General features: G+C 70.3%; 22 protein-coding genes and 3 pseudogenes. 11 read left to right on the top strand and 14 right to left on the bottom strand.

The window, feature by feature from the left end; all coding sequences use genetic code 11:
- Positions 1 to 76 precede the first annotated feature (76 nt).
- Positions 77 to 571, bottom strand: coding sequence for a DUF5994 family protein (locus CRP49_RS12095; protein ID WP_097257315.1), 495 nt, complete (start codon positions 569 to 571; stop codon positions 77 to 79).
- 374 nt (positions 572 to 945) lie between these two features.
- The gene (locus tag CRP49_RS12090; protein WP_257033373.1) at positions 946 to 1,554 is read right to left on the bottom strand and encodes a TetR/AcrR family transcriptional regulator; all 609 of its coding nucleotides are present in this window, start codon (positions 1,552 to 1,554) and stop codon (positions 946 to 948) included.
- Between the two features lie 90 nt (positions 1,555 to 1,644).
- Here CRP49_RS12090 and CRP49_RS12085 point away from each other — a divergent pair, with 90 nt between their 5' ends.
- The 3 genes from CRP49_RS12085 (at position 1,645) to CRP49_RS12075 (ending at position 3,174) form a co-directional block, all read left to right on the top strand.
- Positions 1,645 to 2,406: an SDR family NAD(P)-dependent oxidoreductase gene (locus tag CRP49_RS12085; RefSeq protein ID WP_097253372.1), complete on the top strand. Its 762-nt coding sequence runs from the start codon at positions 1,645 to 1,647 to the stop codon at positions 2,404 to 2,406.
- A gap of 139 nt (positions 2,407 to 2,545) precedes the next feature.
- The gene (locus tag CRP49_RS12080; protein ID WP_174523383.1) at positions 2,546 to 2,767 is read left to right on the top strand and encodes a type II toxin-antitoxin system VapB family antitoxin; all 222 of its coding nucleotides are present in this window, start codon (positions 2,546 to 2,548) and stop codon (positions 2,765 to 2,767) included.
- Positions 2,764 to 3,174: a PIN domain-containing protein gene (locus CRP49_RS12075; protein ID WP_097253371.1), complete on the top strand. Its 411-nt coding sequence runs from the start codon at positions 2,764 to 2,766 to the stop codon at positions 3,172 to 3,174. Before CRP49_RS12080 ends, CRP49_RS12075 begins: the two co-directional genes overlap by 4 nt.
- Before the next feature lie 647 nt (positions 3,175 to 3,821).
- Here the strand turns inward: CRP49_RS12075 and CRP49_RS12070 are convergent.
- Positions 3,822 to 4,166, bottom strand: a complete 345-nt coding sequence (locus CRP49_RS12070; protein WP_097253370.1) for a helix-turn-helix domain-containing protein — start codon at positions 4,164 to 4,166, stop codon at positions 3,822 to 3,824.
- A 695-nt stretch (positions 4,167 to 4,861) separates the two neighbouring features.
- Here CRP49_RS12070 and CRP49_RS12065 point away from each other — a divergent pair.
- Entirely contained in the window at positions 4,862 to 5,236 is a 375-nt protein-coding gene (locus CRP49_RS12065; protein ID WP_097253369.1) for a hypothetical protein, read from the top strand.
- Between the two features lie 127 nt (positions 5,237 to 5,363).
- Here the strand turns inward: CRP49_RS12065 and CRP49_RS12060 are convergent, their stop codons facing one another.
- The 4 genes from CRP49_RS12060 to CRP49_RS12045 all read right to left on the bottom strand — a co-directional run bounded on the left by CRP49_RS12060 (position 5,364) and on the right by CRP49_RS12045 (position 7,986).
- On the bottom strand, positions 5,364 to 5,678 hold the full coding sequence (locus tag CRP49_RS12060; protein ID WP_097253368.1) for an SCO5918 family protein: 315 nt from the start codon (positions 5,676 to 5,678) through the stop codon (positions 5,364 to 5,366).
- 47 nt (positions 5,679 to 5,725) lie between these two features.
- Positions 5,726 to 5,995: a hypothetical protein gene (locus tag CRP49_RS12055; RefSeq protein ID WP_097253367.1), complete on the bottom strand. Its 270-nt coding sequence runs from the start codon at positions 5,993 to 5,995 to the stop codon at positions 5,726 to 5,728.
- Between the two features lie 115 nt (positions 5,996 to 6,110).
- Positions 6,111 to 7,601 carry a DEAD/DEAH box helicase gene (locus tag CRP49_RS12050; RefSeq protein WP_179851588.1) on the bottom strand — a complete coding sequence of 497 codons (1,491 nt, stop codon included), beginning with the start codon at positions 7,599 to 7,601 and terminating at the stop codon, positions 6,111 to 6,113.
- A 181-nt stretch (positions 7,602 to 7,782) separates the two neighbouring features.
- Positions 7,783 to 7,986, bottom strand: coding sequence for a cold-shock protein (locus tag CRP49_RS12045; RefSeq protein ID WP_004986771.1), 204 nt, complete (start codon positions 7,984 to 7,986; stop codon positions 7,783 to 7,785).
- Between the two features lie 438 nt (positions 7,987 to 8,424).
- On the opposite strand from CRP49_RS12045, the pseudogene CRP49_RS47820 reads away from it, so the two are divergent.
- Positions 8,425 to 8,523, top strand: a pseudogene (locus CRP49_RS47820) (VapC toxin family PIN domain ribonuclease); the annotation flags it as partial.
- 542 nt (positions 8,524 to 9,065) lie between these two features.
- On the opposite strand, the pseudogene CRP49_RS47815 reads toward CRP49_RS47820, so the two are convergent.
- The 7 genes and pseudogenes from CRP49_RS47815 to CRP49_RS12000 all read right to left on the bottom strand — a co-directional run.
- Positions 9,066 to 9,245, bottom strand: a pseudogene (locus CRP49_RS47815) (VapC toxin family PIN domain ribonuclease); the annotation flags it as partial.
- A gap of 126 nt (positions 9,246 to 9,371) precedes the next feature.
- Complete coding sequence (locus CRP49_RS12030; protein WP_097253365.1) at positions 9,372 to 9,947, bottom strand: hypothetical protein; 576 nt, start codon at positions 9,945 to 9,947, stop codon at positions 9,372 to 9,374.
- A complete protein-coding gene (locus tag CRP49_RS12025; RefSeq protein WP_097253364.1) occupies positions 9,944 to 11,338 on the bottom strand; it encodes a hypothetical protein in 1,395 nt (464 codons plus the stop codon). Before CRP49_RS12025 ends, CRP49_RS12030 begins: the two co-directional genes overlap by 4 nt.
- Positions 11,335 to 12,144, bottom strand: coding sequence for an ABC transporter ATP-binding protein (locus CRP49_RS12020; RefSeq protein ID WP_373560343.1), 810 nt, complete (start codon positions 12,142 to 12,144; stop codon positions 11,335 to 11,337). Before CRP49_RS12020 ends, CRP49_RS12025 begins: the two co-directional genes overlap by 4 nt.
- A 20-nt stretch (positions 12,145 to 12,164) precedes the next feature.
- Positions 12,165 to 12,983, bottom strand: a complete 819-nt coding sequence (locus CRP49_RS12015) for a hypothetical protein (protein WP_097253362.1) — start codon at positions 12,981 to 12,983, stop codon at positions 12,165 to 12,167.
- Positions 12,980 to 13,526, bottom strand: a pseudogene (locus CRP49_RS12010) (RNA polymerase sigma factor). The gene CRP49_RS12015 and the pseudogene CRP49_RS12010 overlap by 4 nt, the downstream one beginning before the upstream one ends.
- A 757-nt stretch (positions 13,527 to 14,283) precedes the next feature.
- Complete coding sequence (locus tag CRP49_RS12000; protein ID WP_097253360.1) at positions 14,284 to 15,915, bottom strand: glycosyltransferase family 39 protein; 1,632 nt, start codon at positions 15,913 to 15,915, stop codon at positions 14,284 to 14,286.
- Positions 15,916 to 15,985: 70 nt separating this feature from the next.
- Between CRP49_RS12000 and CRP49_RS11995 the strand changes: the two genes are divergently transcribed.
- The 6 genes from CRP49_RS11995 to CRP49_RS11965 all read left to right on the top strand — a co-directional run bounded on the left by CRP49_RS11995 (position 15,986) and on the right by CRP49_RS11965 (position 21,283).
- Positions 15,986 to 16,453 (top strand): GntR family transcriptional regulator, encoded by a 468-nt coding sequence (locus CRP49_RS11995; protein ID WP_306459775.1) that lies wholly within the window; start codon positions 15,986 to 15,988, stop codon positions 16,451 to 16,453.
- A complete protein-coding gene (locus CRP49_RS11990; RefSeq protein WP_097253359.1) occupies positions 16,440 to 17,351 on the top strand; it encodes an ATP-binding cassette domain-containing protein in 912 nt (303 codons plus the stop codon). The genes CRP49_RS11995 and CRP49_RS11990 overlap by 14 nt, the downstream gene beginning before the upstream one ends.
- Entirely contained in the window at positions 17,348 to 18,319 is a 972-nt protein-coding gene (locus tag CRP49_RS11985) for a transporter (protein ID WP_097253358.1), read from the top strand. The genes CRP49_RS11990 and CRP49_RS11985 overlap by 4 nt, the downstream gene beginning before the upstream one ends.
- Positions 18,320 to 18,435: 116 nt before the next feature.
- Positions 18,436 to 19,239: a class I SAM-dependent methyltransferase gene (locus CRP49_RS11980; protein ID WP_097253357.1), complete on the top strand. Its 804-nt coding sequence runs from the start codon at positions 18,436 to 18,438 to the stop codon at positions 19,237 to 19,239.
- A 380-nt stretch (positions 19,240 to 19,619) separates the two neighbouring features.
- Entirely contained in the window at positions 19,620 to 20,240 is a 621-nt protein-coding gene (locus CRP49_RS11970; RefSeq protein ID WP_097253355.1) for an RNA polymerase sigma factor, read from the top strand.
- Positions 20,237 to 21,283 carry a CU044_5270 family protein gene (locus CRP49_RS11965; RefSeq protein WP_097253354.1) on the top strand — a complete coding sequence of 349 codons (1,047 nt, stop codon included), beginning with the start codon at positions 20,237 to 20,239 and terminating at the stop codon, positions 21,281 to 21,283. Before CRP49_RS11970 ends, CRP49_RS11965 begins: the two co-directional genes overlap by 4 nt.
- Positions 21,284 to 21,366 lie beyond the last annotated feature (83 nt).

The following is a 21,366-nucleotide window of genomic DNA, read 5'->3' as shown; positions in this document are numbered from 1 at the left end:
CGGTGCCCGATGGTCCCGTGCGACAACCCGGCCACACGGTTGCCACGACGATCCGCTGGGCGATCGGGGCCTGCCGCTACACAGTCGGCCCGGTCGGGTGGACCTGATCACTGGCGGTGTCGACCAGGATCTGCCCGGCCTGCCGGAGGTTGCCGGTACGGACCGCATCGGCCATCGCGGCCCGCGCCGCGGGCATCGGCGTGTCCGGCGGGATCACGAGCAGCGAGAAGTGGTCTCGGCCGCCACGGGTCACGAGGGCGGTGCCGTCGCCCACGACGAAGGAGTCGATGTGCACGATGTGACCGCCGACGGTCATCCGGGTCGGCAGTTCGTCCCAGGCGTCGCGGTCCAGGCCGAGGCGGGCTACGGGTCCGAGTCGCTCGGTCAGCGCGGCGATGAGGCCGGGCAGTTCGGCGGTGGGGTTCCTGGAGCGGGGCCACCACGCACCGTCGAGGATGCCCGCGCGGTCGTGGGTCGTCGTGAGGCGCAGGAGTGCCGTTCCGGGGCGCAGGGACTCGTACAGGCCGTCCGCCAGGAGTCCGGCCGGGGGAGGAGGGTCGGAGACGGCCATGGAGCTCACCTGCCTGTCGGTTCCGGCAGGCCGCCAGACCGCCGGTGGCGGAGCGGCTGCCGCCGAGGGCACGGCGACTCCTCGCCACCCCTCGCTACCACGCTACTCCCCGCTGTGGCCGGCACGAGGGGGCCGGCGGCGAGAGCCGGCGGTGTACCGGTGAGGGATCCCACAAACGGGTCGATCAGTGGCGCGCGGACGCCGAGGGGGGCTATCTTCGAGAGGTAGAACGACCGGTCTTCCTACCTCGTGAGGAACGGCCGCGCGTCCCGGCGCATGTCGAAGAGAGATGGAAAAGCCCTATGAAAGCAACCCGAGCCCCGGCCCGGCCGGGGCCCCGCAACAGGCCGCTGCCTCGCGCGGCCCCGATGGGGTCAGTCGCCCGATCGGATCAGCCGGACCGCGTTCAGCAGGGTCCTGTGGGCGGCCGTCGAGTCGTCCAGGTAGCCGGCGGCCATCGCGCCGTCGTACAGCATCAGCAGTGCACCAGCGGCCGACTCCGGGTCGGTGTGGCCGAGCCGGGTGAGCAGATCCCGGAAGAGGGTGCGGATCCAGTCCCGGTGGGACGTCACCAGGCCGCGGACAGGATGGTCGGCGTCCGGGTACTCGGCGGCCGCGTTCATGAACGGCGAGCCGCGAAACCCGCGCTCGCGGGCGTGCTCGGAGATCGCCTCGAAGATCAGGTCGATCGCTTCCGCGGGCGGGTGCGCGGCGGCCAGCGGTTCGGCCACCTCGCGGTAGTAGGCGTCCTTGGTCAGCAGGTAGGCCACGACCAGGTCGTCCTTGGAGGCGAAGTGACGGTAGAAGGTCGCCTTCGTCACCCCGGCCTCGGCGATCAGCCGCTCCACGCCGATCGCGCGGACGCCCTCGTAGTAGAACAGCCGCGACGCGGCCCGGACCAGGCGTTCGCGGGGCGGTAGTTCGCCCTCGCTCTTGATCTTTTGGCGTGCGGCGTTGGTGGTCTTCTGCCCAGTGCTGCTCACTTCCCCATTGTGCCCTCGGCCCGGCGTCGAGCGGCCTCCACCCCCGTACGGCCCGCGGCAGCGCGGCCGTTCATCGAAAGGCTTGACCCCATGAATCGTCGTCTTGAAGGAACCGTCGCCCTGGTCACCGGAGCATCCAGCGGTATCGGCCACGCCACCGCGCTGGAGCTTGCCCGCGAGGGCGCCTCCGTGGCCCTGGTCGGCCGACGCGAGGACCGGCTCACCGGCCTCGCCGCCGAAATCTCCAGCGTCGGCGGAAAGGCCCTGGTCGTGCCCGCCGACATCACCACCGCCGAGGCCGCCACCGAAGCGGTCGAGCGGACCGTCGAAAACCTGGGCCGCCTGGACACTCTGGTCAACAACGCCGGCCTCATGCTCCTCGGGCCCGCCCCCAGCGCGGACCTGAACGACTGGCGCCGCATGATCGACATCAACCTCATGGGCCTGATGTACACCGCCCACGCGGCCGTCCCCCACCTGGTCAAGGCCGCCGCCGAGGAGCCGCGTCAGGTCGCCGACATCGTCAACATCGGCTCGCTCGCCGGCCGCAACGCCTATGCCATGTCCGCCGTGTACAGCGCCACCAAGTTCGGCGTCGGTGCCTTCAGCGAGGCACTGCGCCAGGAACTGGCACGGCAACACGTCCGCGTGTCCGTCATCGAGCCGGGCAGCGTCGACACCGAACTGCGCACGCACAACCCGGACGTCATCCAGCAGCACATCGTCGCCGCCCTGGGCGACATCGAGCGGCTGCAGAGCCAGGACATCGCCGACACCGTCGGCTACATCGTCACCCGCCCCCGGCACGTGGCCGTCGCCGAACTCCTCGTACGCCCCACCGAGCAGGTCTGAACACCGAGTCCGCGGCCGACTTGCTGACGAGAGCTCTTTTCCGTCGCGACTGCACACGTCGGTATCCGACACCCGGGCGTGGCGCCATGTTGGTGATGTATTCTTCTATGTACATCACCAACATAGCGGGAGGTGACGCATGTCCGTGACCCAGATCGACATCGATGACGACGCCCTGGCACGCGCCATGGCTCTGTCCAAGGTCAGGACCAAGAAGGAGGCGGTCAACCTCGCTCTGCACTTCTACGCCGAGCAGCAAGAGCGCGCGGCGCGCATCAGCCGTCACTTCGAACGTGCGCGTGAGTGGGGTGCCGTCGAGGATGCGGAGCGCTTGCACCAAGCGGAGAAGCGCAGCCGGTGATCTACTTGCTCGACACGTCCGGCCTGGTCCGGCTGCTCCGCGATCCAAAGCTGCAATCGGCCTGGTACGACGCGATCGACGCCGGGGCCATCACATCCTGCTACGTGCAACGCACCGAGTTTCTCCACAGCGCCCGGAACGGACGCGAGTACGACGAGATCACGGAGATGTTCACTGATCTCTACCCGGACGTGTCGGTGCCGAAGAACGCGGGGCGCTGGATCGGCGCGGTTCAACAACGTATGGCCCGGGCCGGGGAACACCGCAGCGCCTCGGCGGTGGACCTCGTCATCGCCGCGACCGCGGCCCACCACGGTCTTGCTGTCCTCCACGACGACGCCGACTACCGTGCCATTGCCCGGCACGCATCCGACCTGAGCGAGCACAACGTCCACGACGTCGCCTGAGGCGCTCCGGCCTTCCCGACAGGTTGTGACGGGGAAGTCTTACAGGTGGCCCCTCCTCGCGTCATGTGACTCGATTCGACGTGGGTGCGGTGCGGACTCATAAGCCCGAGAGCGCCTCGAATGGAGCTTTGCGATGGCGAACATGCTGGCCCAATGAGTGCGGCGCCAATCGGCACTGAGGACACTGCGTCGTATGGAAGCCTCTCGGCTTCACCCTCGACGAGATGCGCGCCGGCTGGAGGCCACCGACAGCCTCGACTCGGGCGAGGAACTGCCGCTAGGGGAGGGTGACCCTCCGCCGGAACCGATCCGCGGTTTCGAGCAGGCCGCCCAAGCAGTGGGTCGAGCATCGGGAGCGACCACAGCCCGCAGGGGCATTGATCTGGGCGTCGGCTGCACTATGTGATCGCAGCGGGGCGGTGGGGCTCGCCGTACCCGAACCGCGGCTTCGGTGCACAGCCCTTCTGATGCCCACCCTTGAGGTCGGCCCGGTGAGGGCTGGGTGCGCCGGACGGGCGGGAACCGGCCCAGCTCCATCCCGTCGCTCCCACGACAGCCGACGCTGTCGTCACCCCGACCGCGGGACTTCCGGCCCGTACTCTCGTGTGGCCACCACAAGGCGCTCCGGGTGGCCCGCGCCCACGCGGTCAGCTGGAACCGGAGCTGCCGGCCGCCTCGTCCGCGGCACGACGGTATGCGGCGTTGATGCGCTGAGCTTCCTCGAGCTGGTCCTCGAGGATGACGATGCGGCAGGCGGCCTCGATCGGGGTGCCCCTGTCGACGAGCTCGCGGGCGCGAGCGGCGATCCGCAGTTGGTAGCGGGAGTACCGGCGATGCCCACCCTCCGAGCGGAGCGGAGTGATCAGACGAGCCTCGCCGATGGCTCGAAGGAAGCCCGGGGTGGTGCCGAGCATCTCGGCTGCCCGGCCCATCGTGTAGGCGGGGTAGTCGTCGTCGTCCAGAAAATCACTAAGAGGGTTGTCCGCTGTCATGTCACCTCGCTGTGCAACGCGTCGAGGGGCCTTGGTGCCGTACGGCACCAAGGCCCCGAAGGAAATTCAACACCATCTGTCGGCCCTACTGCTGTGCCGACCTTCTGTTTCCGCTACCCGGCCCGGCAGAGGGCAGGGTAGCGGGGGATCGCAGCTGCTTGACCGGGGACCACCATCCATTCCGGGGTCTTGCGGTACCCGGGCCGAGTGCTTCTCGGGCCGGGCGATCCTGATGGCGTCTGCTCCTCCGTTCCTCTCTGAACCAACCACTGGATGAATCGGCACTGCGGTACTGCTGCGGCAGCTCCTCGACATGCGAGCCGCCCAGTGCGGCTCCCAGCTCCGTCGCCGTTCTGGGAAACCTTGGCTTCGAGGCTCGAGAGCCGCACTGACCTGCGAACTTCGTGTACAGCTACCCGCCAGTTCGTTTCTGCCGGGTCTCGTTCGACCGTGTTCTACGACAGGAAGCGTAACTACGCCGACAGGGAATGTCTACTCTGGCAAGAGTAGATTTCACCCCTATGGCAGAGGAGGAATCCTGCCACCTGCGACGATGACCTCCCCCTGGGCAGTCGCGCGCGGCGCCACGACGGATGGGGCGCCGCTCGGTCAGGAACCGCCTCCCGCCGTCCGCGAAGCTGCTCCACCCCCCGCGTGGCGGGCCCGAGACACGCAGCTGAATAGGATCTGCTCTCATGTCGAACCCTGATGAACTGCTTGTCGCTCTCTCCGCCGCGGTGGAGTCCGAGCGAAGCAATCAGATGTCGCTGACCGTGGTCGTCGGCGGCGCCGTCATCACCGGCCGGCTGGCTCCCGAGGCCGTGTGGAGGGAGCGGGTGGCGGAGGTCCTGAAGGAATCGGACCGCCTCGGCCCGTTCTCCGGCGTCTTCACCGGCGGCCCGCGAGGGGAACGGCCCGGCCGCCGCGGAGATCCCACGCATCTGCATTTCCATCTCGCGCGGATCCTGCAGGGCAGCCTCGGTATCCCGGAGACGGGCGGCATGTACCGAGTCGCGATCAAGGACGTCAGCGCATGGACCGTGGGTGATTTCAGCTACTTCGACCGGTGAGACGCCGTCCCCGCTCCGCTGCTCGGCCAAGAGTCTCCGAGCGGACGAGGACACAGCGGTGGGGGCTCTGTCGACGCACGTCGACAGAGCCCCCACCGGGATCCTGAGGGCGGTTACCCGCCCGTCCTCACACGTCCACAGGGCAGGTGCCGTCGAGCAGTGCCGACGGGGCCCGGAGCGGAAGGGGAACGCTCACGGGCGCGGCCTCGGGGCCGTCGTGGCAGGTGAAGCCGAGGCGCGCCATGGCCCGGGTGACTTCGCCGACGGTGAAGTCACGGCGGTCCTGTCCCGTGGTGACCTGGCCCACCTGCTTGACGGGGTAGCGGCGGCGGCCGATGGTCACGGACGCGCCCGTGACCAGCTCGGGCTTGACGCCCTTCATCGAGGCCAGCACCCCGATCTTGGTCAGGTCGAACGGGTACTGGGCGATGACACAACGCACGATGCCTCCCAGGCATGACGGAAAGGAACTGACCCGGGCGGGGTGGATCAGCCGCGGACGGGAACAGGCCGGAGCCGGCTGCCGAGGACGTCCCGCAGACGGATGCGGTCCGTGTACGTGGAACTGGCACGGAGAACGGCGAGCCGGGCCAGAGTGATCGAACCCGTGCTCTGGTCGTCGCCGTCGCACACAGTCAGGTACTCGACACGTGCACCCGCCATGACGGCCAGAGCCACCTCGACGGTCATGTCGTCACAGACCCGAGGCCCGTACGCTTCCATGCCGTCGACCACGGTCGTCGATGCGGGGTCCGTCACGCGGCGCTGCGTCTGAGTGGACGTCAAAACTGCCTCCTGCGGTGCGGGTTGGTCGGTTAGGTGGCCATTGCGGCCGGGGGAGACCGCTGCGGCTCCGGGGTCGGTCGTGCAGGGCCTAGGCCGCCGAGTCGATGGCGGTGCGCCGCTGTGCCCTGCGGCGCACCGCCGCGCCGGCGGGCCGCCCCTGGCCGGTGCGGCCCTGACGGCCACGGGACGGGGAAGACGTGCGGCGGGGACGTTCCACGGCCGGAGCGGTGATGACGACCGGGACACCGGACGGCGCCTGGGCGCCGGTGATGCGGCTCAGCTCCGCCTCACCCGAGCGCACCGGAGTGATGCGCGGGGTGATGCCGGCCGAGGCCATCAGTCGGCTCATGCCGCGGCGCTGGCCGGGTGTCACCAGGGTGACGACGCTGCCGGACTCCCCCGCACGGGCCGTACGACCGCCACGGTGCAGGTAGTCCTTGTGGTCGCCGGGCGGATCCACGTTGACGACCAGGTCGAGGTTGTCGACGTGGATGCCGCGGGCCGCGACGTTGGTGGCGACCAGCACCGTGACGTGACCGTCCTTGAACTGAGCCAGGGTCCGGGTGCGCTGCGGCTGGGACCTGCCACCGTGCAGGGCGGCGGCGCGGACGCCGCTGCTGAGGAGGTGCTCGGTCAACCGGTCCACGGCGTGCTTGGTGTCCAGGAACATGATGACCCGGCCGTCCCGTGCCGCGATCTCGGTGGTCGTCCGGTGCTTGTCCGCGTCGTGCACGTGGAGTACGTGGTGCTCCATCGTGGTGACGGCACCGGCCGACGGGTCGACGGAGTGGACCACCGGGTCGGTCAGGTAGCGACGGACCAACAGGTCCACGTTACGGTCCAGGGTCGCCGAGAAGAGCATCCGCTGGCCCTCCGGCCGCACCTGGTCGAGCAGGGCGGTGACCTGGGGCATGAAGCCCATGTCGGTCATCTGGTCGGCCTCGTCCAGGACAGTGACGGCGACGTCCCGCAGTCGGCAGTCGCCCCGGTCGATCAGGTCCTTGAGCCGCCCCGGTGTCGCGACCACGACCTCGGCCCCGGCCCGCAGCGCACTCGCCTGCCTGCCGATCGACATTCCGCCCACCACGGTGGCCAGCCGCAGCCGGACGGCGCGGGCATACGGGGTGAGCGCGTCGGTGACCTGCTGGGCGAGTTCACGGGTGGGTACGAGGATCAGGGCCAGCGGCTCCCGTGGTTCGGCGCGCCGGCCTGCCGTGCGGGCCATTACCGCGAGGCCGAAGGCGAGCGTCTTGCCCGACCCGGTACGGCCACGACCGAGTACGTCACGGCCGGCCAGGGAGTTCGGCAGGGTCGCCGCCTGGATGGGGAACGGTACGGTCACGCCCTCGTGGCCGAGCGCGGCCAGCAACGGCGTCGGCATGGCGAGATCGGCGAACGTCTCGACGGCGGGCAACGCCGGTGTGGTCGTCTTCGGTGGTGCGAACTCACCTTGTGCGGCCTGCCGATTTCCGTTGCCCTTGGAGCGGCTCTGAACACCGGAGCGGCCGACGGCAGCACTTCCTCCGAAACGGTCGTATGTGCGCGTCGTGCGTGTGCGAGTCGTGCGTGTGCGGTTCATGTGGAACCTTCCTCGACATGGGCGCGTATCAAGGAATTTCCGCAGCAAAACGAACGGCGCAGAGAATCGCGAGAACGAGCCGAAAAAAACAGGGCTGAATCGCCCTGAAAAATGAAGCGAGCTGGGGCCCGCACCCCAAAGTGCGGGCCCCAGCTGCGAAGTATGCGTCAGCGCCGACGCGTCACGCGGGAACGATGTTCTCGGCCGTCGGGCCCTTCTGGCCCTGCGCGATGTCGAACGAAACCTTCTGGCCTTCCAGCAGCTCACGGAAGCCCTGGGCGGCGATGTTGGAGTAGTGGGCGAAGACGTCGGCGCCGCCGCCGTCCTGCTCGATGAAACCGAAGCCCTTTTCCGCGTTGAACCACTTCACGGTGCCAGTAGCCATTTTGTTTCTCCTTCGGAGACGGTGTCAGGAATACGCTCTGTGCGCTTTCCGTGTCGCCGTGATGATCAGCCGCCGGAAAAACAATTCTGGCAACCACACCTGCAACTGATACCGACAGTAGCACGCCGTGAGCGACCCCACGCGGTGAACAATTCCTGGCCGTCTCCCACCTCAGGAATATTTCTCGTGCGCCGTGTCGATTTCTCACTTCGCGACCACAGGAATTGCTCTCCCGGGCCGCACTGTTGCCGTCGAGTCTGTCCGGTCGCAGCGCCGTGACCTCCTTCGACGGCTTGGGCGCGGCTGCCGTCGCCATCAGCTGACGACATGCCGACGAACGCGCCGAGACCCCGACAGCGAGACGAAGGCCACACGGCGGTTCCGGCGGGGCGACCGCGGCGGTCTTGCGGCCCGCGGGCCGATCGAGCTCCGCACTTGGACGCGATTCTCACCCTCGACCGGTGCGACTTCCGGGCTGTCTGCCCGCTGGGCCGCCACAAGGCATTCCGGGCGCTGCCCGACGATCCGCCACTTTGACGCGAGCGTCCTGGTACTGAAGTCCCATCCACAGACAGGACCTGGTCAGCCGTCACCTTCAGGCGCAGGGGCACGTGACTCGGCCTCACCGAGGGAACGGCAGGCCGAGGGCCAGGACATGCGAACGCTTGCCAAGTCGGCCACGAAACCTCAGGCCGTCGGCGCCCTTTGGCAAACGTGAGCGGTGATCATGGAGCGGGTGACGAGAATCGAACTCGCGCTCTCAGCTTGGGAAGCGACGGCGCTCGCGCGGTCGTATGGCCGCTGACCTGCGCTGATTCGTCCTGCTGGCGCCATTGCGCGCGGCCTGATCGCACCGGTTTTGACCGTGGTTGTCCGCTCTTACGGGCACGCTATGGGCACGTGGCGCAAAGAACGGTCGGCAGAGCGCGTGCACGGACGGTCGCTGTGTTGGGCGGGGCTCGGTCGGACGTCCAGTTGGGTAACACCTTCGCGCGTGCACAGAGCTGGGTGAGGCCCGTTCCAGGTTGCAAGGCCGACGGTCGCGGCTTCCTCGGAAACGGTCGACGCTTGCCGTTGGTTCATTTCCCGGCTTCGGGGCCGTACCACTGGAGCGCCTGACCAGTGACAGCGGTGATGCACTCGAAGTCCCGGTCACGGTGCAGCAGCGTCAGTCCCTGCAACTCGGCCGTGGCGGCCACCACGAGATCGACGGCTCCGGCACTGCGGTGCTGCCCGCGCTGGGGCAGGACCACCTGGACTAGGCAAGACGTGTTCGGCTGAAGGGGAGTGAGGGCCCCGATGAGGCTCGGTGGATGAGGTAGTGGACCACAAGCCGGAATGCCTCCGGTTCGATGTCGTCATTCGGATCCGTTGTCCCGGACCGGCTACCGCCTCGGTCCTGCGAAGGCGTAGGCCGTGGTGCCGGCGACCGTGAGGACCAGGGCCGTCCAGGTGCCGGCTGAGGTGCCGGGTGGCAGCAGCATCCAGGTCGCCACCCGCATCGGCGTACTCGTGGCGGGCGGGGCGAAGAACGTGAAGGAGAGCCAGGCGAACGGCAGCGTCCATGCGTACTGGCCGCCCGAGAGCGCCGCGCCCAGGGCGACCAGTCCCATCAGGCCCGCGCTGTCCCGTACGACGAACGCGGTGGTGGCCATGTCCTCGCCCATGGTCTGCACGCTCAGCAGCACCGCGCCGACGACCGTACCGGCGAGCAGCACGTGCGCCGCTCTGCGGGGCACCCAGCGGATCGCGGCCGTCCGCTCCAGCGCGAAATCCTGTCCGCTGAGCCCGACCGATGCCGCCATCGCCCCCGCGGCGAGGACGAGCACCGGCAGCCGCGGGTCACCGGGCGCCTCGCCCCCGTCCCGGGCGAGTGCCCACACCGCCACCGCGCTGACCACCACCGCGGCGAGCGACGCGGGCACCTGCCGCGAGCGCGCGTACAGCGTCAGCCATCTCACCGGGACGCACCGCCCTTCAGCGCGTCGAACGCGTCGCCCTTGCAGGAGAGCGCGGCGGCGCGCATCGCGTTGATCCGCGAGAGTTGTCCGGCTCGCGGCAGCGCCTTGAGTTCCTTCCACACCGGGCGGGTCGCGGCGTCGACCTCTCCGCGCAGATTCGCCGGTGTGCCGGGAAGTGGCTTGAGGTCCCCGAGGACCCAACCCGCCGCGACGGTCTGCGCGTACAGATCTCCCCCGAAGCTGGTCCAGCCGACGGGGGTGCACCCTGGCACCATGCCTTTGGCGATCAGAGCCCACGTCAGCTCCTCGCCCTTCGCGGTGGCGATGATGTCGTCGTCGAACTCGAAGAGCACGGTCTCGTGGGACCACTGCGGCGTGGAGCCCTCCGGCAGTACGGCGGTGTTCTCCCGGACCGAGACCGGCGCCTGGCCGCCCAGGGCACCGTGCAGCAGGCGCAGCGCCTCCTTACCGGGACCCGCCAGGTCGGCGAGTCGCGCCTGGTGCGTCCTGGCCACGCACACCGGACCGGCGCACACCGGCTCCGCGGCGGCCTCGTCGACGACATACATTCGGCGCGGGTCGGAGGGGAGGACGAGCAGGGCGAGCGTCGCGCCCGCCAGGACAGGCGTCAGGGCGATCAGCCGGGCGCGCGGGGTCGCGGCGACCAGCAGCGCGAAGCCGGTCGCGGCCATACCGAGCAGCCAGATCGTCTGCCCGACGTGCACGGAGGCGGAGAGTGTGACGAGCGCGTCGCGCACCTCCTGCACCCCCGGTGACAGCAGCGAGACCCGGTTCGGCTCCGTGCTCGGGATCCCCGTCGCCGTGGTCGTCTCCGTCCGCCCCAACGACATGTGCATGAGGGCCGTGAACACGAAGGCGACCGTGGCCAGGGCGGGCGGGGTGAGCACGGACGGCAGGGCCCGCCCGGCGCCCATGCCCAGCACGGCACCCGCGACGAGGAAGAGTGCCCCCACCAGCGAGATCGGCAACCAACCTAGGTGCGTGTACTCGGTGTTGGCGAGCACCTGAACCCCGCCCACGAGGACGAGGAGCGCGAAGGCCGAGGCCAGCGTGATCGCCGTCGTGCCCGCCAGCGTGGCCGCGCGGTGCCGGGCGGGCCGCGGTGTGCTCGTCAGCAGCTCGGACATCCTCGAGCGGTGGTCGCGCAGGCCCTGCAACGCCCCGAGCCCCACGACGAGCGGCCACAGGTAGAACAGCAGGGAGCGGGTCCACAGGGCCAGGCACGTCCACTGGGCCGTCCACGCCGTGGTGCCGCTCCACCACGGACCGTTCAGCAGGTACAGGAACGCCAGCGTGCCCGTCAGGACCACGGCCCCGGCCCACGGGGCGACGGAGCGCCTCAGCTCGATGCGCAGGACACGGATGTTCACCAAGTTCCCCTTTGTCGCTCGGGATTGAGCAGCATGGCCGAATAGCCGCGCTCCAGCGGGCTGTCACCCTCGTGCTCCGGGCCGCCGACCGAGGCCAGTTCGTCCGGCGGGCCCTGGAAGACCAGTCGACCCTCGGCGAAGAGCACCACGTCCGTACAGGCGGCGGCGACGTCCTCCACCAGATGGGTCGAGACGACCACGCAGGTGTCCGTACCCAACTCCTGCAGCAGCTCGCGGAAACGCAGCCGCTGCGCCGGGTCGAGGCCGACCGTCGGCTCGTCCAGCAGCAGGATCGACGGATCGTTGACGATGGCCTGAGCGATGCCCACCCGTCGCACCATGCCGCCCGACAGGGCCTTCATCTTCTCGTCGGCGCGGTCCGCCAGGCCCACCCGCTCCACTGCGCGTTGCACTGCCGCGGGGATGTCCGCCTTGGGGACCTCCTTCAGCCAGGCCATGTACTCGACGAACTCGCGCACGGTGAAGCGCTTGTAGTAGCCGAACTCCTGCGGCAGGTAGCCGATCCGGCGGCGCAGCGCACGATGCTCGCCCCTGCCGCCCGCGGACTCGCCGAGCAGCTCCAGGGCGCCCTCGGTGGGGCGCAGCACGGTGGCCAGCGCCCGGATGAGGGTGGTCTTGCCCGCCCCGTTGGGACCGAGGAGGCCGTGCACACCGGTGCCCAGCGACAGGTCGAGCCCGTCGACGGCCATCCGCTTCCTGCCGACTCTGACCTTCAGCCCGGAGGCCCGGATCTGCCAGGCGTAGGTTGTCGGTGCGATGTCGGCCGCGCTCCCTGCGGACGTCATGTGATGGTCCTTCCCGATGATCATCGATGGGCTCCCAGCACGGAGTACGCGCCCCTGCGGGCGATCACGACACCGATGCCGAGCGCGAGGATCAGTCCCCACGCAGGCAGACCGCCCGTCCGCAGGGCGAAGGTGATACGGCCGGCGGCCAGGGTCGGCGTCACGATCACGGCGGCCCACACGGCCACCAGCGCGCCGGCGGCACGGGTCACACCGACGACACCGCCGAGCGCCAGGGTCGTCGAGGTGAAGGCCAGACAGGGCAGCAGCCACTGGGCGACCATCACCCCCGTCGCCAAGCCGCCCACCAGTAGCGCGGGGACGACCACGGCGAGCACGGACGCGGTGCGCCGCAGCACCAGGTGGAGCCCGGCCCTGGGTACCGAGGCCGTCAGTTCGTACGCCGGGTCCAGGCCGCGCGACCAGGACGCCGCGACGCCGAGCACGGGCAGGACCGGGGCGAGCAGCAGCACCAGCGGCACCTCGCCGGAGCCGGGGCCGACCAGGTCCAGCACAAGCGCGAGCAGCGTCACGGTCGCGACCATGGCCAACCACGGCACCATCACCGGCGTCAGCCACAGCGACAACTGTGCCGACCAGCGCCCGCGGGGTGGCATGGAGGCGGTGCTGGCCAGTCGGGGCTCCAGGTCGGCCCACACGGTCTCGACCAGCGATGTCACGGCGGGCGCCGCGGCAGTGACGGCCGCCGACAGCCGGTCACGGCACAGTCCGCACGCCTCCAGATGGGCCTCCACGGCCCACACTTCGTCGGCGGCGAGGTCCGTGCCGCCGCGCGCGTAACCGTCGATGATCCGCATCGACGCGTGTTCCACGCTCATGTCAGCGCCTTCCGCATCGCGATCCGGGCCCGGCGGGCACGGGTCTTGACCGTGCCCTCGGGCAGCCCGAGCAGGACCGCGGTCTCCCGGACGGACAGGCCGTCGAGCACCATGGCCTGCAGTACCTGCCTGAGTTCCGGCGCCAGACGCCGTAGCGCGTCACCGACGTCACCGCCGACCGTCACCGCGAGCGCCTCCTCCTCGGCGGCGGGCGCCGCGTCGGCGAGAGCGGCGGCCGGCGGCGGTTCGGCAGGCGTCGACGAGGCGGCGCGCCGCGATCGTCCACAGCCAGCCGACGGCCGTCCCGCCCGCCGAGGCCCCCGCGAACGCGCCCGCCGCGCGCCACACCGCCAGATAGGTCTCCTGCATGACCTCGGCGACGATCTGCTCGTCGGCACAGCGACGACGCAGCCGCACCGCCATCCAGGGCGCGGTGCGCCGGTACAACTCCTCGAACGCCGCGCGGTCCCCTGCGGCCACCAGCCGGACGAGATGCTCCTCGTCCGGCTCGCCCGGTGCCGGTGCCTTCCTGACTGATCTCACACCCGCTAGACGCCGCCCCCGGACCTGCCGGTTTTCCCTATCGCATGATCCCCGTCACATGTCCGGCGGCGCATACTTCGGCCCGGCGATCGCGCAGCGCGCCGAGTTCCTCTCCAGCGCCTGGGGCAGGGGCACTGTGCCGTCGGCAGGGACGAGGCAGGTTCGGCCGGGCAGGTCGACGGCGTCGACGTGTACGCGTATGGCAGCCGTCATCCCGCCTTCACTCACGTCCATCCTCCCTCACGGACGCCGCCACGGCACAGCCGTGACACACGCGGCACATCGGCTGTGGACGGCGGTTCGTCGATGCGCCGCCTTCCTCGCACGGGCACGTGCACCGTCGGCACGCGGCTCGCCACCAAGGCACGTGAGGGACTGTGACACAGCGCTCGTCGCACACGCCCGCACGGGGCGTGGACCGGTCTTGTCAACACCGCTGCTGAACGCGGTTGTCCGCACGGAAGGGCAGGTAGGGGGCAGGCGGCCTTGGACCGGGGAGGGACCTGTGGGGTGGTGGCCGGGCAGCCCGCATCGGCATGCTCCGGCATCTGGGTCGTAGATCCGTCGCGAGCGCGCACCACGACCGTGTCTCACACGGCAGCACTTCACGGGGTTCGGGGGTTTGTGTGCCGGACCTGCGGGAGCCCATGGGTGATCGCGTCGGTGTCGGCAGGCCGTCGTCGCGACGGCGATCGACGCAGCCGCCGACGCTCGCCTCGCACGCTGTCGGCACCACGTCGCGGCTACGCCCGCCCCGTCACACCGAAGTCAGCGTGACCGCGGTCGCCGTGCCCAGCGCGCCGTCCGCGGGGATGGTCCGCACGGTGGTGTCGCGATCACCGATGAGGCGGGCCAGGGCGGTGTCGTCCGGTTGCAGGCGGCCGTGTTCGAAGAGGACCAGCGTCACCCGGGTTCCCGGAGGCGGGGGCGTGCGGCGGTACTGGGCGTAGGTGACCGCGTCACAGCCCGAATACCAGCCCATCTCCGGTTCGTACCCGGTGACCAGGAGGCACGGGCCGTCCGCCGCGAGCCGCTCGGCGACCGGGACGGTGGAGCGGCTGAGGCCGTCGGGGCCTGGCATCGCTCCGTGGGCCACCACTTGGGCTGTGCCGACGGTGGTCAGACCGGCCAGTCCGGCGACGGCGGTGAGCAGGCCCCTGTTCCGGCGGCCGGTCAGTTCCGCCAGGGCTTCGACCCCCAGGACGGTGAGCAGGATGACCGCGAGGTAGACGAACCGCGGTTCTCCGTCTGTCACCAGGCCGAGGACCACGAACACGAGGACGGACGTCGAGCCCAGGAACACACGGCGGGCGGCGTGCGCCCCGCGGTCCTGCCCGCGCAGGGCCCGTACCGCCAGAAGAAGCCCGCCGGCCATCACCACCGCTCCGAGGTCTCCGGCCAGGCGATAGGGGAAGATCGCGAGGTAGTAGACGAGTCCGTCGCCCACGTATGCGCGGTTGGCCTGGGAACCGGCCGAGAGAATCAGGCCCAGCGGTGATCCGGTGACCAGCGTGGCGTGCACGAAGTGCGGCAGCAGGCCGAGGGCGAGGACGGCCAGCGCGGTGGCGAGGCGGCGGCCCTGGGCGAGCCAGGCGCGCGGGCCGTATGCGAACAGGGCGGCGAGGGCTATCGCCAGAAGGGTGCCCACGCTGCCGTAGCGCAGGTAGAAGGCGCCCACTGCCACGGCAGCCGCGACGGGCAGGGCGTACGAGCGCCGTACCTCCTGGGCGCGTGTGACGAGGAGGACGACGATCAGCAACAGGCCGGTGGCGCCGATGTCATTGAGGAACTCCGGGACACGGCGCAGGAATCCGAGGCCGGAGAGCAGCAGAAGGACGACCACTACGGCGCGGCGGGGCGTGGTCCAGCGGGCCGTGACGAGGTAGGTGGTGATCAGGGTGAAGAGGGTGAGCAGCAGGGCCACCGCGCGCAGGCTGCCCACGTCGTCGTGGACGGCGAGCGCCACGCGTCCCAGCGCCGGGAGGCCGGGGGGACGGTAGCTGCCCCAGCCGGCGTCGGGGGTGCCGTCGGCCCAGGAGCGGGCCTTGTTGGCGTACACGGCCTCCTCGTGCGCCATGTACGGCTCGTGGTCCTGGAGCGTGGCCCAGATTGCGGCCGTCAGCGCCAGCACGGCCATCAGGTACGCGGTGCCGGGTATGCGGCGCAGCCCGCGTATCGCCCGTATCAGCCGCCGGGGTGGGTCCGCCCGCCGCCACCGGGGGCGCGCGAGCCACCAGGCCGGGGCCGCGCCCAGCAGGAAGGGCCACGGCTGCCAGCCGGGCAGCAGGCCGCCCAGGCCGGCGATCAGCAGGAGTTGCTGGGCCACCGCGGCGAGGGTCAGCGCGACGGCGACGACGAGGGCCGCTCGGGTGCTGCTTCTGATTGACATCCGTGCGACGCCTCCACCATGCTTGTGCTAATTCATTAATGGAAGCACACTGAAGCGGATGGAAGGTGACGTGCTCGAGTACCGGATCGACCGGGGCAGCGGCGTACCGGCCTATGTGCAGATCGTGGAGCAGACGGAACGGGCGCTACGGATGGGCACATTGAAGATCGGGGACAAGCTGCCCACGGCCAAGGAGGTGGTGGCGGCGACCGCCATCAACCCCAACACCGTGCTGCGGGCCTACCGCGACATGGAGCAGGCCGGCCTGGTCGAACTGCGCCGCGGGCTGGGCACCTTCGTGACACGGTCGCTCGCCCGGCCCGGCGCGGAGGTCGACTCGCCCCTGCGCGCGGAACTCGCCGACTGGACGGCACGCGCCCGGTCCGCGGGTCTCGAACGGGCCGACATCTTCGCCCTGGTCACGGCCGTCTTGGACGGCGAAGGCGGCGAGCAGGACGGCAATCCGAGCAAGCCGAGCAACACCAGCGCTCCCCGGGAGACCGGGAGCGGAAAGAGGAGGACACATGACCGGGCCTGACGCGCCGGCCGCGCTGCGCGCCACGGGACTCGGATTCCGGTACCGGGCGCGGGGCGGCTGGACGCTGCGGGACTGCGGGTTCACCGTGCCGGGCGGCCGTATCACCGCACTCGTCGGACGCAACGGCGCCGGCAAGAGCACCCTGCTGCACCTGGCCGGCGGCCTGCTGCACGCCGACGTGGGTGAACTGCGCGTACTGGACACCGTACCGGGAACCCGCGAGGCGCGTGCCCGGGTCTCCCTGCTCACCCAGGACAAGCCGCTCTACCCCCGCTTCACCGTGGCGGACACCCTGCGGATGGGCGAGAAACTGAACTCCAGATGGGACCGGGCCGCCGCCGAGCAGATCGTCCGCGAGGGCGGCATCCCGCTTGCCGCCCGCGTCGGCGAACTGTCCCCCGGACACCACACCCGCGTCGCGCTCGCCCTGGCACTCGGCAAGCGGCCCGAACTGCTGCTGCTCGACGAGCCGATGGCCGACCTCGACCCGGTGGCCCGAGGCGAGATCACGGCGACGCTGATGGCCGAGGTCGCCGAGCGCGGCACGAGCATCGTGCTGTCCTCGCACGTCCTGCCCGAATTGGAGCAGACCTGTGACTGGGTGCTGGTGCTGCGGAACGGCAGCATCGAGCTGAGTGAGGACTCCGACGCCCTGCGCGAGAACCACGCCGTGGTGACCGGACACACCGACCAGGACGACGCCCTGACCGGACCGCACACCGTCGTACACCGCCGGGTAGGCGGCCGGCAGATGACTGCCCTGATACGACAGCGCGGACCCCTGCGCGGCGACTGGCACGTCGAGCGGCCCAGACTGGAGGACATCCTGGGCGGCTACCTCCAGGCCGGCGACGAGGTGCGTCCGGCCGACTCCGAGCGGACGGAGGCGGCGGCGTGAAAGGCTCCCTCTGGAACGGCTCCTTCTGGCTCGCCTGGCGTCAGCAGCGGGTGCTGGTCGGCATCGGCGCCGTCGTACTGGCCGCCGCCGCGGCCATCGCCGCTTACTCCCGTTCGGGAATGCTGGACGCTCTGCGCAGCGGGTTGTTCGACCACTGCGATCCCGGGCCGCTGTCGTGCACGCGGTCCGACACCGGTCTGCCCCTGCTGCTGGACGTCGAGCCCCTGAGAATCCTCGGCGCGCTGAACATCGTCCTGCCCGTCGTCATCGGTGTCTTCTGGGGCGCCCCCTTGCTGGGCCGTGACCGGGAGCTGGGCACGCACCGCATGGTCCTCGCCCAGGGCGTGAGCCGGGGCCAGTGGTTCGCCTCCCGGCTGGCGCTCGCCGCGGTGACCACGGTGGTCCTCTCCGGCGTGCTCGCCGTGGTGTTCGCGTGGTGGTGGCGACCGGCCGCGGACCGGAGCTACGGCGTGTTCTGGTACGAGAACACAGCCCTGAGCGGCTCCGGCCCGCGCGTCGTGGCCGCCGCCCTGTTCGGCCTGGCGGCCGGCACGCTGCTGGGGCTGCTGGCCCGCCGGGTCCTGGCCGCGATGGGTCTGACCCTCCTGGTGACCGGGGCGGTGACGCTCCTGCTGGAGTGGACGCACCGGACGCGCCTGCTGGTCCCGCCGCGCACCTACACCAGCGCCGGCAGCATCCCCAAGCCGCCCATGGGCGAGAAGTGGTCCACCGGCAACTACGGCCTCGTCACTGCCTCCGGCAACCGTGACGACGTGCTCAAGTGCCCCTTCCCGTCCAGTGCCGAGCTCCGGGAGTGCATGACCCAGCACGGGTACGTCGCCCGCTTCTACGAGGCCAATCCGGCCGGCGACTACTGGACCTTCCAGTGGACCGACACCGCCCTCCTCGGCGGCCTCGCCCTCCTGCTCACGGCCGTCACCGTGCTGCTCCTGCGCCGCCGCGTCTGACCGGGCCACACCACCGCACCTGCTCCCACCAGCGGGCCCCCTTCTCAGGGGCCCGCTTGTCACCCAGCCACCGGTCCCCAACTCCGGGACCCCTTTCGCACGGAGGTCGCTTCGCCATGCCCGCCGACGCCAAGTCACCCAGGAAGCTGCGGAACAACCGCGCCGCCCTCACCCACAAGATCGGCTACGCGCTGCGCCACCCCGGCCGCGTCGTCCCGTACCTCGGCCGGGCCGGCCGGGACGCCTGGCTCAGCCTGAAACACCGCGACCATGTCGGCTACTACCGGGCCGTGATGGCCTCGGACACCCGCCGCAACCCGGAGGCCGCGGTCGGCAGCCGGACCCACGACCGCTGGCTGGCGCTCGGGCAGATGCAGTTCGACTACCTCGTCGAGCACGGGCTGCGCCCCGAACACCGCATGCTCGACATCGGCTGTGGCAACCTGCGCGGCGGGTGGCGCTTCATCGACCACCTCGACGTCGGCAACTACTACGGGATCGACATCTCGCCCGACATTCTGATGGCTGCCAAGAAGACCCTCAGCGAGCGCCGCCTCCAGGAAAAGCTGCCGCACCTGACCATCACCGGCGACCTCACGCTGGACTTCCTGCCCAGCAATCATTTCGACGTCGTCCACGCGCACAGCGTCTTCTCCCACTCGCCGCTGGAGGTCATCGACGAATGCCTCGCGCACGTCGGTCGCGTGCTGACCGACACCGGGTTCTTCGACTTCACCTTCGACCGCACCGAGGGCACTGAACACCAGGTGCTGCGTGAGGACTTCTACTACCGCACCGAGACCCTCCTGGCCCTGGCGCGCAAGCACGGACTGCAAGCACGCTTCATGGAGGACTGGGAGGAGCGCCCGCACGGCCAGTCGAAGATACGCGTCAGCCGTTCACCCCTGGCCGCCGCGTAGGCCGGCCCGTCGGCGTGCGAGTGCGGGTGCGGCTTCGCGCCGCGCCCGAAGGCGCGCTTCCGCGGCCCTTTCCGCAGCGGCTCGGGGCAACGTCCTGGATCGCGGCATGCCGGGACTCGACCTTGCATCGTTCTTCCCGGACTATCCGCCGAGCGCCGTCGTCGTGCGGCCGAGGCCGGCGAGGAGGGCGGCCAGGCTCCGCCGCGGGACCGCGTCGATCAGCTGCCGCTCGACGGCATGGACGGCGGACCGGGCCGCGCCGAGACGGTGCCTGTCGTCTGCTGCCCGGTCCAGGCAGTCCTGGTGTGGCGGAGGCCACAGGAACCCCGCCGGAGCTGCGGAGAGTAACGGGTGTGAGGCAAACAGAACCATCGGAGTCGATGCGTGCTCGCATACGGGCGGGGGACCGTGCGGCGTTCGCCGACCTGTACGACGCATACGCGCGGGCGGTCTACAACCATGCCCTGCGCCTGACCGGCAACTGGTCGGAGGCCGAGGAAGCCATGTCCGAGACCTTCCTCGCCGCCTGGCGTACCCGGGACAAGGTGGAGCCGGAGGGTGGTTCACTCAAGCCGTGGCTGCTCGGTATCGCCACGCACAAGGCGCACAACGCCAACCGTGGGCTGCGCCGTCGGCTCGTCTTCCTGGCGCGCAGCCCGGCGCCCCGACCCGTCGAGGACTTCGCGGACGAGACGGCAGGCCGGATCGACGACGCCCGCCGGCTCGCGGTGGTGCACGAGGCGCTGGGCCGCCTGCGCCGCCAGGACCGGGAGGTGTTCGCCCTGTGCGTCTCGGCCGGGCTGGACTACCAGCAGGCCGCCGAGGCGCTCGGCGTCCCGGTCGGCACTGTGAGGTCGCGGCTGTCGCGCGCCCGGGCGCGGCTCGCCCGGATCAGCTCCGGTGAACTCGACCGCACCAAGGCGGAACCGCGGGGCCCTCGCGGAGAGAAGGAGAGTGAGACCGCGTTCGCGGCCATGTTTCTGCAGGAGGAAACCGGATGAACAATAGCAATCCGCCCTGCGCCGCTTCCGCCGGGCGTGAGGCTGAGGAGTTGCTGTCGGCTCCGGCCGAATGGGACCTCCCGCCGAGCAGACACCTCCACTACAAGGACGTACTGATGCAGCACATCGACCACGACCGCACCCCCGCCACTCAGGCTCGCCCGACACCACGCCGTCGGCTGGCGCGTGGAGCCGTGCTGTTGCCCCTCGCGTCGATGGCACTGGCCGGGGCGTTGGTCGTCACGCTCTCCGGTGGTGACGACACCTCCGTCCCGGTGACCCGGGCCGGCCAGGCCAACAGTGCCTCCGCCACCCTCAACCGGATCGCCGTCGCGGCCCTGGCAACCGATGCGACGCCGGTGAAGGACGGGCAGTTCGTGTACGTCGAGAGCCTGACCCGCTCGAACGAGGGCACCCTCGGCGGTCCCGTGCGGCTCGGTGCCCTGCACGAGCGGGAGGTCTGGATGTCCCAGGACTCCGGCCCCGTCACCAGGACCGGGTGGATCCGGGAATCCGGCAAAGGCGCCGTGATGCCCGGTCAGACGATTCCCATCGACTCCTCCGACGCCGTCCGGGCGGGCATCGACCACCCCACCTACAAGTGGCTGGCCTCGCTTCCCACCGACCCCGACGCGCTGCTCGAACTGCTCTACGACCAGACCAGGGTGGACGACGGCGAGTCGAAGGAGCAGGCGGTGTTCTCCAAGATCGGCGAGTTGGTGGGCGAGACGATCATGCCGCCCGCGAACGCCTCCGCCTTCTACAAGGCAGCCGCGAAGATCCCCGGCGTGCGAGAGATCCCCGATGCCGTCGACGCCGCAGGCCATCACGGCATCGGAGTCACACGGGAAGACGCCTCCTCCGCCACGCGTGACGAATGGATCTTCGACAAGAACACCCTCGCGTTCCTCGGCTCGCGTTCGTACATCACCCGGGACGAGACCAAGGGGATCACTTCCGACACCCTGTTCGGGACCAGCGCCATCATGCAGCGCACGGTCGTCGACCAGCACGGCAAGACACCGGCCAAGACCGACAGCTGACCTGCACGAGCGGGCACCCCAGGCCGGTGCGGTCACCGTCCGGGGGTGCTTGCGAGCTTCCAGAGGGGTGCCGTCACCCCCAG

It is taken from the genome of Streptomyces sp. Ag109_G2-15, assembly GCF_900215565.1.
GTDB classification, from domain to species: Bacteria; Actinomycetota; Actinomycetes; order Streptomycetales; family Streptomycetaceae; genus Streptomyces; species Streptomyces diastatochromogenes.
The sequence above is the reverse complement of the archived record's forward strand: the minus strand, read 5'-3'. Positions and strand labels throughout refer to the sequence as shown.

Excerpts from the sequence above, each read along its gene's own strand:
- CRP49_RS12050 (WP_179851588.1), bottom strand. The coding sequence starts at position 7,601 with ATGAACCGCACACGCACGACTCGCACACGCACGACGCGCACATACGAC.
- CRP49_RS12070 (WP_097253370.1), bottom strand. The coding sequence starts at position 4,166 with ATGACAGCGGACAACCCTCTTAGTGATTTTCTGGACGACGACGACTAC.
- CRP49_RS12020 (WP_373560343.1), bottom strand. The coding sequence starts at position 12,144 with ATGACGTCCGCAGGGAGCGCGGCCGACATCGCACCGACAACCTACGCC.
- CRP49_RS12065 (WP_097253369.1), top strand. The coding sequence starts at position 4,862 with ATGTCGAACCCTGATGAACTGCTTGTCGCTCTCTCCGCCGCGGTGGAG.
- CRP49_RS11980 (WP_097253357.1), top strand. The coding sequence starts at position 18,436 with ATGCCCGCCGACGCCAAGTCACCCAGGAAGCTGCGGAACAACCGCGCC.
- CRP49_RS11970 (WP_097253355.1), top strand. The coding sequence starts at position 19,620 with ATGCGTGCTCGCATACGGGCGGGGGACCGTGCGGCGTTCGCCGACCTG.
- CRP49_RS12045 (WP_004986771.1), bottom strand. The coding sequence starts at position 7,986 with ATGGCTACTGGCACCGTGAAGTGGTTCAACGCGGAAAAGGGCTTCGGT.
- CRP49_RS12080 (WP_174523383.1), top strand. The coding sequence starts at position 2,546 with ATGTCCGTGACCCAGATCGACATCGATGACGACGCCCTGGCACGCGCC.
- CRP49_RS12015 (WP_097253362.1), bottom strand. The coding sequence starts at position 12,983 with ATGAGCGTGGAACACGCGTCGATGCGGATCATCGACGGTTACGCGCGC.
- CRP49_RS12000 (WP_097253360.1), bottom strand. The coding sequence starts at position 15,915 with ATGTCAATCAGAAGCAGCACCCGAGCGGCCCTCGTCGTCGCCGTCGCG.
- CRP49_RS12085 (WP_097253372.1), top strand. The coding sequence starts at position 1,645 with ATGAATCGTCGTCTTGAAGGAACCGTCGCCCTGGTCACCGGAGCATCC.
- CRP49_RS12095 (WP_097257315.1), bottom strand. The coding sequence starts at position 571 with ATGGCCGTCTCCGACCCTCCTCCCCCGGCCGGACTCCTGGCGGACGGC.
- CRP49_RS11965 (WP_097253354.1), top strand. The coding sequence starts at position 20,237 with ATGAACAATAGCAATCCGCCCTGCGCCGCTTCCGCCGGGCGTGAGGCT.
- CRP49_RS11990 (WP_097253359.1), top strand. The coding sequence starts at position 16,440 with ATGACCGGGCCTGACGCGCCGGCCGCGCTGCGCGCCACGGGACTCGGA.